General features: G+C 36.9%; 9 protein-coding genes. 3 read left to right on the top strand and 6 right to left on the bottom strand.

The features are described from left to right. Positions 1-147: 147 nt before the first annotated feature. From CJF42_RS04235 to rsfS, 6 genes are read right to left on the bottom strand one after another with little or no spacing between them, the layout of a single operon-like run. A complete protein-coding gene (locus tag CJF42_RS04235) occupies positions 148-1,332 on the bottom strand; it encodes a serine hydrolase (protein WP_095365488.1) in 1,185 nt (394 codons plus the stop codon). Between the two features lie 55 nt (positions 1,333-1,387). Continuing rightward, on the bottom strand, positions 1,388-2,149 hold the full coding sequence (locus tag CJF42_RS04230) for a septal ring lytic transglycosylase RlpA family protein (protein WP_095365487.1): 762 nt from the start codon (positions 2,147-2,149) through the stop codon (positions 1,388-1,390). Continuing rightward, positions 2,149-3,255 carry a rod shape-determining protein RodA gene (gene rodA, locus CJF42_RS04225; protein ID WP_095365486.1) on the bottom strand — a complete coding sequence of 369 codons (1,107 nt, stop codon included), beginning with the start codon at positions 3,253-3,255 and terminating at the stop codon, positions 2,149-2,151. The genes CJF42_RS04230 and rodA overlap by 1 nt, the downstream gene beginning before the upstream one ends. Further along, complete coding sequence (gene mrdA, locus CJF42_RS04220; RefSeq protein WP_095365485.1) at positions 3,252-5,144, bottom strand: penicillin-binding protein 2; 1,893 nt, start codon at positions 5,142-5,144, stop codon at positions 3,252-3,254. Before mrdA ends, rodA begins: the two co-directional genes overlap by 4 nt. A gap of 9 nt (positions 5,145-5,153) precedes the next feature. Further along, positions 5,154-5,624: a 23S rRNA (pseudouridine(1915)-N(3))-methyltransferase RlmH gene (gene rlmH / locus CJF42_RS04215; protein WP_095365484.1), complete on the bottom strand. Its 471-nt coding sequence runs from the start codon at positions 5,622-5,624 to the stop codon at positions 5,154-5,156. Between the two features lies 1 nt (position 5,625). Continuing rightward, on the bottom strand, positions 5,626-5,943 hold the full coding sequence (rsfS, locus tag CJF42_RS04210; RefSeq protein WP_095365483.1) for a ribosome silencing factor: 318 nt from the start codon (positions 5,941-5,943) through the stop codon (positions 5,626-5,628). Positions 5,944-6,433: 490 nt separating this feature from the next. Here rsfS and CJF42_RS04205 point away from each other — a divergent pair, with 490 nt between their 5' ends. The 3 genes from CJF42_RS04205 (at position 6,434) to CJF42_RS04195 (ending at position 13,893) form a co-directional block, all read left to right on the top strand. Continuing rightward, entirely contained in the window at positions 6,434-9,580 is a 3,147-nt protein-coding gene (locus tag CJF42_RS04205) for a glycosyl hydrolase family 18 protein (protein WP_095365482.1), read from the top strand. A 65-nt stretch (positions 9,581-9,645) separates the two neighbouring features. Beyond that, positions 9,646-11,235 (top strand): lytic polysaccharide monooxygenase, encoded by a 1,590-nt coding sequence (locus CJF42_RS04200; RefSeq protein ID WP_095365481.1) that lies wholly within the window; start codon positions 9,646-9,648, stop codon positions 11,233-11,235. 36 nt (positions 11,236-11,271) lie between these two features. Continuing rightward, the gene (locus CJF42_RS04195) at positions 11,272-13,893 is read left to right on the top strand and encodes a glycosyl hydrolase family 18 protein (RefSeq protein WP_095365480.1); all 2,622 of its coding nucleotides are present in this window, start codon (positions 11,272-11,274) and stop codon (positions 13,891-13,893) included. The last annotated feature ends 428 nt before the right edge of the window (positions 13,894-14,321 follow it).

Raw genomic sequence — 14,321 nt, 5'->3', positions numbered from 1 at the left:
ATCCATCCTATGATGATTTATTAATCAATGCTTCAACACCTTTATGAGCATAAAAAATCCTCACTTATAAAAACTGCTTCAGATACGAATTCTGCATCTTGAAGTCGTTTTGGTATAAGTGAGGCTGTCTCATATTACTTGCACTGCTTAGTTTGTAAGTTGTAAGCGTAAGTAGTCATATATTTTGCTTAAGAAACTGCCTTCTTCGATTTCTTCTAAAGTTACCAGTGGGTATTGTGCAATGTCTTCGCCTTCTAACTGAAGGAATAAATTGCCTACAGGTGTACCTTTTGCGATCGGCGCTTTAAGTTCAGTATCTAGTTTAAAGTTTGCTTTTAAGTTTTTACGTTGACCTCGTGGGATCGTGATTGGTGTATCTTGTAAAATACCTAAAGATACCTTTTCTTTATCACCCATCCAAATTCTTTGCTTTGCAAAGCTATCACCTGCTTTATAAGGTGTAATTGTTTCAAAAAATCTAAAACCATAATTTAATAGTTTTTTACTTTCTACTTTACGTGCGCGTTCGCTTTTAGTACCCATAACAACAGTAATTAAACGCATATCGCCTTTAGTTGCTGATGTAACTAAGCTATAACCTGCTTCGCTTGTATGGCCAGTTTTGATGCCATCAACGTTTAAGCTGTTATCCCAAAGTAGTGAGTTACGGTTAAACTGTTTGATACCGTTAAAGGTGAATGACTTTTCAGCATATAAAGCATATTCTTCAGGTACATCTCGTATTAATGCTGCACCTAAAGTTGCCATATCTTTTGGTGTAGTATAGTGCTCATTTGTATCTAAACCATGGCTGTTTATGAAGTGAGAGTTAGTCATACCTAGTTGTTTAGAATGTGCATTCATTAAATCAGCAAAAGCACTTTCGCTTCCGGCAATATGTTCTGCCATTGCGACACACGCATCGTTACCTGATTGAATGATAATACCGCGATTTAAATCTGATACAGAAATTTCTTTGCCTACTTCAATAAACATTTTTGAAGATTCAGGGAAGTTTTTAGCCCATGCTTTTTCACTTACAGTAACCATATCGGTTAATGCAATATTGCCGTTTTTAATTTCAGAGCCAATTACATAGCTAGTCATCATTTTAGTCAGGCTAGCAGGTGCTAATTTTGTATCGCCATTGCCTTGAGCTATTACTTTACCCGTAGTGAAGTCTACTAAGTAGTAACCTTTAGCATTAATTTGTGGCACTGAAGGAATAATTTGAGCTGTAGCGCTAAATGTTACACCTACTGTGGCAACTAAGGCCGCAGAGTAAACAATTTTGCTTAATTTTTTGAATAGTGTCATTTTTATTTGTTTCATATTGCTAATTAGTTACTTTTTATAAGTTAAAGTGGCGCGCTGAAAGATCATTATCCTAAAGCTTGTCGTGAGAGTAAAGCAAGAACGCTTGTTTGTGCGAATTTTGTTTTAAACTATTTAATACATCTTGAGCCCGAGATTGATCCTTAATAGGACCTAAATGTAAGCGATAAATTCCATTTACTTGGCTAATTTTATTTTTTAGTTGGTATTTTTTTGAGAGTGATGATGCAACAGATTGAATATTAACAATATTGGATGCTGCCAATACCTGTATGTAAGTTGCAGGTATTTTTGCATTACTTGATAATAATGCCTTTATTTTTACATTTCCAGTACCTGACTGGTAAATACCAAGTTTGTATGCCGCTGAATAAGATAAATCAATTAATCTGTTATCATGAAAAGGACCGCGATCATTTACTTTAACAATAGCTGTTTTGCCATTATCTAAATTAGTTACTTCAACAAAACTAGGTAAAGGCAATGTTTTATGCGCGGCTGTCATTTTAAACATGTCATAGGTTTCACCATTAGAAGTGAGGTGCCCATGAAATTTACGACCATACCAAGAAGCAACGCCTGAAGCTTGATAGTTTTTCTCGGAAATCATTGGATAATAATGCTTCCCCCTAACTCTATAAGCACGACTAGCGGCAGTGCTTTTATCTACTTGAATAACTTGTGCATCTAATTGTTCTAATAAAGTAGGCTTTCTTAAGGGCGCAGAATCGTGACGCATATCATAACGCCCTGAACTACAGGCTGTTATTAAAAAACTCAAAAGTATCACAATCGATTTATTCATTTTTTTCATTAATGCACCAATATGCGTTTATGTGTTGCGATAGACATTATCATGCCAAAACCTGCAAGTAGCGTCACCATTGAAGTACCGCCATAGCTTATTAAGGGTAAAGGTACGCCAACAACAGGCAATAAACCTGAAACCATGCCAATATTTACAAATAAATAAACAAAGAATGTAAGTGTTAAACTGCCGGCTAATAACTTGCCAAAAGCATCTTGAGCGTTTACCGCGATAAACAAACCTCGGGCGATGATAAATAAATATGCTGCAAGTAATAAGGTAACACCGATCAAGCCAAATTCTTCACTCAATACTGAGAAAATAAAATCAGTATGCCGTTCAGGTAAAAACTCTAATTGGGATTGCGTACCATGTAACCAACCTTTTCCTTCTAATCCACCAGAGCCTATAGCGATTTTTGATTGGATAATATGATAACCAGCACCTAAAGGATCAGTTTCGGGATTAAATAAAGTTAATACCCGCTGTTTTTGGTAGGCGTGCATACCGTAAGTCCATAACGGCCACGCGCTTATTGTACCAATAGCTGCAAGACTTCCAATTAAGCGCCAGCTGACACCTGCTAAAAATAATACAAAAATGCCAGAACTAGCCACCAATACTGAAGTGCCTAAATCCGGTTGGCGTTGAATTAATATTGTAGGGAGTATTACCAGTATAAAACCAATAAACAAATGCTTCATTTTCGGTGGCAAGTGATACTTACCGATATACCAAGCTACCATTACAGGCACCATTAACTTCATTATTTCTGATGGTTGAATACGTGTAATACCAATATTTAACCAGCGTTGAGAGCCATTAATAGTGACACCTGCTATTAAAACAGCTACTAGTAAAATGAGTCCGATACAATAAAGAGGAATAACAAATCTTTGTAATGTAGCGAGGGGGATTTGTGCTAATATAAACATGATAATAAGTGCAACACCCATGCGTTTGAGTTGGCGGTAAATAATCGCCATTTCTTGACCGCCAGCGCTATATACAATTAATAAACTGGCGCCAAGTAAAACAAGTAATGCCAGTAATAAAGGTAAATCTATATGAAGTTTATCCCAAATGGTCGCTCTATGTTTTAGTGAGGTCAAGGGGTACCTGCTAATTCTTTGGTTTTATTTGCAAAGTAATAATCCATTACCTTTCTTGCCATAGGTGCACCAACACTACTGCCGCCACCAGTATTCTCTACGGTAATAGCTATAATTATTTCAGGGTCATTAAAAGGGGCAAAACCCACATACATGGCATTATCTCTATGTTTTTCTTTTAATTTTTTTTCATCATATTTTTCGCCTTGGGCAATTTTAACCACTTGTGCCGTGCCTGTTTTACCTGCTGGGTCGTAATTTACACCTTTAAATGCTTCATGAGCTGTGCCACTCGTTTTTTTAACCGTATTGTGCATTGCATTTAATACAATATCCCAATAGTGCAGGTTCTTTAATATAATTGGTTCTTTTTCATCATTATTAATTAAATTAACTGTACTGCCTTGTTTTGTAACTGATACTAAGTGGGGGGGGTTATGAACCCCTTTATTAGCTAATATATTTATCGCATTTGCAATTTGAATTTGTGTTGCTGACCAGTAGCCCTGACCTACACCCACTGAAATGGTATCTCCGGCATACCAACCCTCTTTGAATCTTTGTTTTTTCCATTCTACAGAAGGTAAAATTGCGGTGGTTTCTTCAAAAATATCGATTCCTGACTTTTCACCAAAACCAAATTTAGCCATAAAGTCACTAATTTTGGTAATACCCAATCGATAGGCAATATCATAAAAATAGGTATCACAAGATTGCTCTATCGCTTTATAAACATCTACTTTATAGCCATCCGCTTTAGTGCCATGACCCCAAGGTTTCCAGTCTCGCCATTTATGCTTTACATTGGGTATTTGAAAAAAACCAGGGTCGTATATTTTTGATGTTTCAGTAATAGCGCCTTCATTCAAACCTAATAGTGCAAATAAAGGTTTAACAGTCGAAGCGGGAGCATACCTTCCTTGCGTTGCACGATTAATTAACGGTTTATCAGGGTTGAGTAATTTTTTATAATTTTTACTATTTATACCATGTACAAATAAATTGGGATCGTAACTAGGGTTAGAATACATAGCTAAAACACCGCCGTCTTTCGCATCTAAAACAGTAATGGCACCTCGCATGCCTTTTAACACTTCTTGCGCTGCTTGTTGTAAACCTATATCTAATGTTAATACTAAGTCCTGCCCAGGTATTGGTGGTGTGAAATTTAATGTTCTGAGAACCCTGCCACGATTATTAACTTCAATTTTTTGTGAGCCAACAGTCCCATGTAATGTATCTTCATAAAACTTTTCGATACCTAACTTGCCGATATCTCGAGAAGCGCCATAGTTTTTGGTTTTGTTTTCAGAATTTAACTTTAGCAACTCCTTTTTACCTATTTTAGCAACATACCCTAAAGCATGTGTTAATGTATCACCATATGGATAATAGCGCGCTAATCTTGCTTCAATTTTAAAACCTGGAAACTTATGCTGATTAACCGAAAATAACGCAACTTCTTTTTCGCTAAGTCGGGATTTTAGAATTTGGCTTTTAAATCGACGATTATGTTTAATATCATTTAAAAAGTTTGTTTGCTGTTGCTCGCTAATGTTGAGTAACTTAGTTAATTCTTTTAATGAATTATCTAAATTTTTGATATTTTCGGAAATAGCTTCAAGATTATACACAGGTTTATTTTCTGCTAAAATGACTCCCTTTCGGTCATAAATAATGCCGCGGTTGGGTGCTACAGGCACCAATTTAATGCGATTGTCGTTTGAGCGTGTTTGATAATTATCGTGCGAAGTGACTTGCAGCTGGTAAATATTGATAAAAAGAATAGCGACTAAAGCAAGTACAAAAATAAAAGCGATAAAGGCCCTACGCGCAAATAAATTTGCTTCAAAGGAGTGATCTCTAATAGTCGTTGGGCCTTTAAACATTTTAAAATGTTACTCTCTATGATAAGGGTGGTTGGTATTTAAGCTCCAACCTCGATACAGGCTTTCAGCTAAAATAATACGCACTAATGGATGAGGTAATGTAAGGTTTGATAGTGACCACTTTTGTTCTGAGGCAGCGATACATTGTGGTGCTAAACCTTCTGGGCCGCCAACTAATAAACTGATATCTCGGCCATCTAGTTGCCATTTTATCATGTTTTTAGCTAACTTATGTGTATCCCAAGGTTGCCCTGTTACTTCCAAAGTAACAATACGATTACTTTTTGGTACTGCGGAGAGTGTTTTTTCACCTTCTATATGCAAAATACGTTTTATATCAGCATTTTTACCGCGTTTTCCTGCAGGGATCTCAATTAATTCTAGCGCCATATCCTTAGGGAAGCGACGTTGATACTCTTTGAAGCCGGTTTCAACCCAGCCAGGCATTTTAGTGCCGACTGCAATGAGCTGTATTTTCATACTAGCCCCAAAGTTTTTCTAGTTGATAAAAGTCTCTGCTTTGTTCTTGCATAACATGAACAATCACATTACCTAAATCAACGATTACCCATTCGCCACTATCTCGTCCTTCAAAGCCTAAAGGATTAATACCTGCTTTTTTTGCTTCTTTATTAACATTATCAGCAATTGATAAAACATGACGTTTTGAATTACCAGAACAAACAATCATGTAATCAGTAATGTTTGATTTACCGACAACATCAAGTTTAACGATATCTCTGGCTTTCATATTATCAATTTTATCAAAAGCAAAATCTAATAATTCAGTTGTTTGCAAAATATATACTCACTATTCAAAAAAAGGTTTAACATTTAAACTAATAGTTCATTTTATCATGCTACTAGCAGATAAGTAACAGCTTAATTTAATCATTCCTGTTTGATATTAATTTTTTATTTGAAATTATATATAACATATTATTTTATTTTATTTTATTTTGTTATATAAGATGTAGCCATGAATTGCTTGTAACAACTTATACCTAAGTCTATGTATCTCATGGTTAAAAAAATGTTAAGTTGCTGTTTTTTTGAACTGCATTGATTAACGGTTTTAAGTTTTAAAATCATTGAAATTTTTATTTTTTATAATGTTTAGCTTCTTAATTTTAAATTAAGGCTTTGTTTTTTAAGTGTTTTTTGTTTTTTAGTGAAATTTCCCATTGGTACCTATAACATTGACGAATGTAAAAATTATGTTACCTTTATTTTATCTGGTGTTAGTAATGAATATAAATAAGTTAATAAAAATAATAATGGAGGTAACAATGAAATCAGTGACAAATATTAGAAATATATTAGCGCTTAGCGCAGTATCACTCGCAATTGCAAGTGTTCAAGCTCAAGCTGCAATATTTGACTGTACGAGTTTAGAAACTTGGCAAGCCAATACAGCATATATAAAAGGGCAAGTAGTACAGCTAGAGGAGCAGGCTTTTGAATCCCAATGGTGGAATAAGGTAAACCCTTTGGAAAAATCAGGCCCTTGGCAAGAATGGAAAAAAATAGGCGATTGTGACAGCGATGTCATAGTTAATTTACCTCCAATTATTTCTTGGAACAGCCCTGTAGCCGGAAGTTCTTTTATTGAGAATGACAGCGTTGTCTTTGATCTTTCAGCATCAGATGAAGATGGTACAGTGTCACAAGTTGAAGTATTTATAGATGGTGTCAAGTTAACAAGCTTGATAAATAACCCATACACCTATAATTGGACTGCAGTTAAAGGTGATTATGCATTAACTGCAATTGTTTATGATAACAAAGGCGCACAAACACAAAGTAATTCAGTTTTAATTACAGTTACTGCTAAAGTTCAGCCTCCTGTTAATGAGGCTCCTGTGACAACCTTAATGGCAACGATCCCAAGTAAAGTGCTTGTTGGTGATACGATTAACTTTGAATTTTCAGCGACAGATATTGATGGTGAAATTATATCTCTAGAGTTATTAGAAGGCAATAATGTAATTAGCGCGTTAACTTCGGGGAGTGGCAGCTATTTATGGACAGCTTCTGCTTTAGGTTCTATGCAATTTTCTGTTAAAGCAACCGATGACAAAGATGCTGTTGGCTTAAGCAATGTAATTAATTTCAATGTCATTGAAGATGGTCAAGTTGATAATGATGCAGACGCATGTCGCCCAGAAGGTTTATATCAAACTCCAGGTGTTAATACGCCATATTGTACTACCTACGACCAAGACGGTCGTGAGCTGATGGGGTCTGATCACCCAAGACGTGTCATTGGTTATTTCACTAGTTGGCGTAATGGCGCAAACAATCAACCTAGCTATTTAGTAAATGATATTCCTTGGGATAAAATTACACACATCAACTACGCATTCGCTCATGTTGATGACAATAATAAAGTATCTATAGGTGATCCTAATTCACCAAATAACCCTGCTACAAATATGGAATGGCCTGAAGTTGCTGGTGCTGAGCTTGATCCTAACTTACCTTACAAAGGTCACTTCAACTTATTAAATAAATATAAAAAATTATACCCAGATGTTAAAACATTAGTATCTGTTGGTGGCTGGGCTGAAACAGGAGGCTATTTTGATGAAAACGGCCGTGTTGCTAGTGGTGGTTTTTACACTTTAACAACCAATGCAGATGGTAGCGTTAATCATGCCGGTATCGCAGCATTTAGTGCAAGTGCGGTTGAGTTTATTGAAAAGTATGGTTTTGATGGTGTTGATATAGATTATGAATATCCTTCATCTATGGCTGATGCTGGTCATCCTGATGACTTTGAAATATCAAATGCACGTCGTGCTGGTTTAAATGCTTCTTATCAAGTGTTAATGAAATCACTACGTGAAGCACTCGATAGAGCCGGAGAAGCAGCTGATAAACATTATATGTTAACAATTGCTTCTCCCTCTTCTGGTTATTTATTACGTGGAATGGAAACCTTCCAAGCTACGCAATACTTAGATTATGTCAATATCATGTCTTATGATTTACATGGTGCATGGAACTCACATGTTGGTCACAACGCAGCATTATTTGATACAGGTTTAGATTCTGAACTTAAAGTTTGGGATGTATACGGCACTAAAGAGTTTGAAGGTATCGGTTATTTAAATACTGATTGGGCTGTTAAATACTTCAGAGGTGGTTTATCTGCGGGCCGTATTAATATTGGTCTTCCATACTACACTCGCGGCTTTAAAGATGTGACGGGTGGCACCAATGGTCTATGGGGGCAAGCAAAATTTACTGACCAAGCTAATTGTCCTAAAGGCACAGGAAAAGGAGATAAAAACTTCTGTGGTAATGGTGCAGTAGGAATCGATAACCTTTGGCATGATACTGAAAATGATCGTGAAGTACCTGCCGGTAGTAATCCATTATGGCATACTAAAAATCTAGAGAAAGGCATTGCTGGTAGTTATTTAACTGCTTACGGTTTAGATCCTACAACAGATCCAGAAGATAAATTTACAGGAGTCTATACACGTCATTATGATAGTGTTGCTGTTGCACCGTGGTTATGGAACGAGGCAAAAAAAGTATTTATTTCAACTGAAGATGAAGAGTCTATGGGGACCAAAGTTGACTATGTCATTAATAACGGCTTAGGCGGCGTAATGTTTTGGGAGCTTGCAGGTGATTTTGATTTTGATGCTGCAAAAGGCGAATACTTTATGGGTTCTACTATGACGACACTTGCTTATGACAAGTTTAATCAAAGCGGTGTGCCTTATGGTATAGATAAAGGCAATGTCACTTTTATAAAACCAACAGAAATGGTTGATGTGAGCTTTGTTGCTAAAGACTTTCCTGAAGGTGACAAAAACTATCCTATCAGTCCAACATTTGCATTTACTAATCACTCAACAATTGATTTTAGCGGTGCAAAAATATCGTTTGATGTGCCTGTGTCTACCTCTGCCATTTTTAAATCAAATTGGAATGCCACTAAAAAACTGAAAATGGAAATTGATGATAATGCCTCAAATGCAGCGGGTAATAATATCGGTGGATTTGAGAATGAATTCCATCGATTTTCAATCACATTAACAAATGAATGGGGCGGTGCAGCTGAATCATTTTCTGCTGGTGAAACCATTGATGCACAAGTGATGTATTACATGCCGATCAGTGGACCTGTTAACTTTGTAATTGAAAAAGATGGTAAATCATTTGCCTTTAAATCTGAGTATCCAAATCTACCTGAGGCAACAAGTGGTGGTACTGGAGGTGATCCAGGCACTGGGTGTGATGATGTTGATGTATCTACACTAGCTGTTTATCCAGACTTCCCTCAAAAAGATTGGGCTGGCGATCCTAGTCATGCGAATCAAGGCGATATGATGGTTCACAACAGCGCTGTATATAAAGCGAAATGGTGGACAAATTCAGAACCTGGTGGCGCAGACTGGGATAAAGTATGCGCACTTTAATTTAACTCTTTATAAATATTAATCCATTAGGCTAAGAGGTTTATCTCTTAGCCTAGGAGATAACTATGTTTAAAACGCATAAAAAAAATAAATTATCAGCGCTCAGTCTTGCTTTAATTAGTGCTTTATTTGGTAGTACGATTGAAGTAAATGCCCATGGTTACTTGGATAGCCCAAAAGCAAGGCAAGCAATTTGTGAAGAGCAGCAAGGTTATTGGTGGCCTGAGGATGGTTCAAATATACCAAATGCTGCTTGTCGTGCTGCTTACCTTGATTCTGGCTATGTTCAATTTATTCAAGAGCATGAATTTGCGGTAAATACGCGAGATTATAATAATCAAGCTGCAGTAGAAGCAAACATACCTGATGGCACTTTATGTGCTGCAGGTGATTTGAACAAAAAAGGAATGAATTTACCATCAATTCATTGGCAAAGAACAGATGTTATGCCTAATGCCAATGATGATGTAAAGGTGCGATTTAGAGCAACTACGCCGCATAATCCAAGCTTTTGGCAATTTTATTTAAGTAACGAAAATTATGATGCCACACAAGCACTCGCTTGGTCAGATCTTACTTTAGTGCAATCAATCGGTAATGTTGATTTTATTAAAGACAGTGATGGCAAACGTTTCTATGAAATGAATGTAAATTTACCTGCAGATCGTGCTGGCGAAGCAATACTTTATACCCGCTGGCAGCGTGAAGATGTGGTCGGTGAAGGTTTTTATAACTGTAGTGATATCACAATTAAGCGTGATGATGTGCAACCTGATACTTGGTTTGATGCTGGCTTTTATTTAAAGCAAGGGCAAACAGCTAAAAATGGAGAAACTGTAACATTTAGGGTATTTGATGCTAATGGACAAGAACTCGTGAATCAGCAATTAGCAGTCACTCAAGAGAACGTATCAAATTGGCAAACTAGCTTTGCACAATCACTTAATCTTGATTACAGTAATTTAGTGAGTATTGGGGTTAAAAGTCCAGCCGGTGATATTGTTTTTGATGATCAAAACGTTTTAAGCAATAGCGTATTTTTAACTGAACAAGAGTACTCTTTTGCAGTTTCAATTAAAACAGCTCCTGTCAATACAGCTCCCATAGTTCATGATATTAGTGATATAAATGTCGATGAATTAACAAGTGTTCAAATTCATGTACATGCCTTTGATGATGAACAAACAGAACTAACATTCACATGGTCAATTCCAAGCGAAATTACTTATACGGGGAGTGATGAAAACATTGTAATTACAGCACCAGCTGTTGATAGCAATACTGATTACCCAGTTAGCATATCTGTTTCTGATGGCATGTTAACAACAACTCAATCTTTTATTGTTAGTGTAAATAACCTAGCGGTTGACCCATCTGAACCTCCGTGGAGTAGTACAAAAGCTTATTCAGCTGGTGATAAAGTGCTGTTTGAAGGAAAAGTCTATGAAGCCAAATGGTGGAATAAAAATGAAAAACCTAATAACAGTAATGCATGGAAGTTAGCTGCGCCTACTGATGGTGGCGTCGCTGTTTGGAATGCGCAAAATGATTACGCTGGTGGCACTATTGTATCTCATAACACAATTCAATATAAAGCAAAATGGTGGACTCAGGGTGAAGAGCCTGGCGTTAACCCTGTTTGGAAAAAACTTTAACTTACTAATTTAATTAAATAAAAATAAGAGGGAATTATGTATAAAAAATTACTCACTGCCTGCGCTGTATCGGCAATACTGTCATCTGGGCAAGTTGTTGCTGCACCTGCTGCACCAAGTATTGATTGGACACCACAAGATTATTCTTTTGTTGAAGTAAATCTAGAATCTAATGGTTCATATAAAGATTTAGTAAAAGCAAAGGATGTCGTAGACATTAGCATAAAGTGGAATTCTTGGAGTGGTACGGGTGGTGATAGCTATAAAGTATTATTTGATGGTGTGGTTGTTAATGAAGGAGCGTTAGCTGCTGGTACAAAAAGTGGTGTGATCACCTTCCCATATAATAAGTCAGGTCGTCATGATTTAACAATTGAATTATGTGATGCGACAGGGTGTGCAACAAGTGGAATTAAACCTATCGTGATTGCAGATACTGATGGTGGCCATTTAGCGCCATTAGATATGAATATCGATCCTAATAATAAGCAATACCCAAAACAAACAGAGAATGTAGTGGGTGCTTACTTTGTTGAATGGGGTATATACGGTAGAAAATACGACGTGACTCAGATCCCAGTCGATAACTTAACGCATTTATTATATGGCTTTATTCCAATTTGTGGCGCAAATGAATCATTAAAAGAAGTTGAAAATGGTAATAGCTGGCGTGCATTGCAAAAAGCATGTGGTGGTTCAGCAGATTATGAAGTTGTAATACATGACCCATGGGCTGCAGTGCAAAAAGCACTACCGGGTATTGATTCAAAAGACCCAATTCGTGGTACATATGCGCAGTTAATGGCATTAAAACAACGTAATCCAGATTTAAAAATCTTACCTTCAGTAGGTGGTTGGACATTATCAGACCCATTTTATGGCTTTACTGAAAAAGTCAATCGTGATGTATTTGTTGCCTCGATGGAAAAATTTTTAAGAACATGGAAATTCTACGATGGTGTTGATATTGATTGGGAATTTCCAGGTGGTGATGGCGCTGGTGTTGGTTTAGGTGACCCTATAAATGATGGTCCTGCTTATGTTGCTTTAATGCAAGAGCTTCGCGCTATGCTTGATGGTTTAGAGGCAGAAACAGGCCGTAAATATGAACTTACCTCTGCAATTGGCACAGGGTATGACAAAATTCAAGATGTTGATTATGCTGCTGCCTCTCAGTATATGGATTATATTTTTGCCATGACATACGACTTTTTTGGTGGCTGGAATAACGTAACAGGGCATCAAACTGGTTTAAACTGTGGTAGCCATATTAGCACTGGAGAGTGCGATGGTACAGGTCTTGATGATGAAGGCAAACCACGTAAAGGGCCAGCTTACACAATTACCAATGCCGTTGATTTATTATTAGCGCAAGGTGTTGCTGCTAAACAAATTGTAGTGGGTACTGCTATGTATGGTCGTGGTTGGGAAGGTGTTTTCCCTGCCAATGCAACAGACATTGATAACCCTATGACAGCAGATGGTAATGGCAAACTTAAAGGCTCAACAACTGAGGGCGTATGGGAAGCTGGTATCATGGACTATAAAGGTATCGCTAAATATATCGTAGGTTCTGCGGGCACTGGATTAAATGGTTTTGAAGTGGCTTACGATGACGTTGCACAGGCTGCTTATGTTTGGAATCGCAGTTCAGGTAAACTCATTACTTATGATAGCCCACGTTCAGTATTAGCTAAAGGTCAATATGTTATTAATAACAATTTAGGTGGTTTATTTGCCTGGGAAATTGATGCAGATAATGGTGATATTCTAAATGCAATGCATGAAGGTTTAGCGGGTGATCCGATAGATCCTAATAAAAAACCAGTTGTATCACTAGACGCTAACTTTAGTGTTGATGCAGGAGAAGTATTAGCTATCTGGGCAACGGCAACTGATGCTGATAACGATGTTCTTACTTACAGTTGGACTGTAGATGATGTACTGGGAGCAACAGGTACTGACTCAACTTCAATTACTGTAATTGCGCCTAATGTAACATCTACAACTGATTATCCTATCTCTATTAGTGTTTCAGATGGTACTGCGATTGTAACTAAAGCAGCAGTAGTGACGGTTGTTGCAACGTCTACAGGTAATACTGCACCGACTGTTTCACCAATCAATGATGTTTCTTTGGAAGAAAATACCCAAGTCAATGTTTCTGTAGATGCGGTTGATGCAGATAATGATGTACTGACCTATACATGGAATGTACCTTCAGGTCTTGTTTTATCAGATATGGGTGCAAGTGTCACTTTAGCAGCTGATGAAGTAACAGCAGATACTCATTTTACAGTATCTGTTGATGTTTCTGACGGAACTTTTGTTGTGACACAAAGCTTTACCGTTACAGTAACTGATAAAAAAACAGGTGGCAATACAACCTGGGATAGCACTAAAGTTTATAATACAGGAGATACTGTAATATTTAATGATGTGACTTATAAAGCGAAATGGTGGACTAAAGGTAATCAACCAGATCAAGGTGGTCCATGGGAAGAAGTGATCCCTGATGATGGTCAAGTACGCGCTTGGCGCTCAGATCTCATTTATAACGGTGGCGATAAAGTATCGCATAATGGTGCAGAATATAGCGCTGGCTGGTGGACCAAAAATGAAGAGCCGGGAAAAGCGTCTGTATGGAATAAATTGTAACTTGCAAGACTAGTTAACAAACTCTTAAATTAAAAAAAGCGGCTACATAGCTAAATGTCAGTCTAATGTGGATCTAAGAGCTTCCTACTAGATAAAAGCACCATAATTGAATCAATTGATTTAATTATGGTGCTTTTTTTTAGAAAAATTAGGCCTAAGTTTTCATATTTAGGTGACTTTTTGTAAATTAACGACATGTGAGAGTTTTGCTATTATGTTCGAATCAGCTTTATTACCTAATATTAATGTGGCAATTACAAAGGTAAACAAGAGTTAACAAAAGCAATAAATCAAAACGCTTGAAAGACAGGAGTTATTTAACCGTTGATATCGTATTTATTAAAAACATAGCATCCCAATGATATTGCCAATCACTTAATGGAATCGTAGTTTTATATTCATGGCCCCAGGGTGGGATCGCGCATTTC

This window comes from Pseudoalteromonas sp. NBT06-2, from assembly GCF_002276045.1.
Taxonomy (GTDB): domain Bacteria; phylum Pseudomonadota; class Gammaproteobacteria; order Enterobacterales; family Alteromonadaceae; genus Pseudoalteromonas.
The sequence above is the reverse complement of the archived record's forward strand: the minus strand, read 5'-3'. Positions and strand labels throughout refer to the sequence as shown.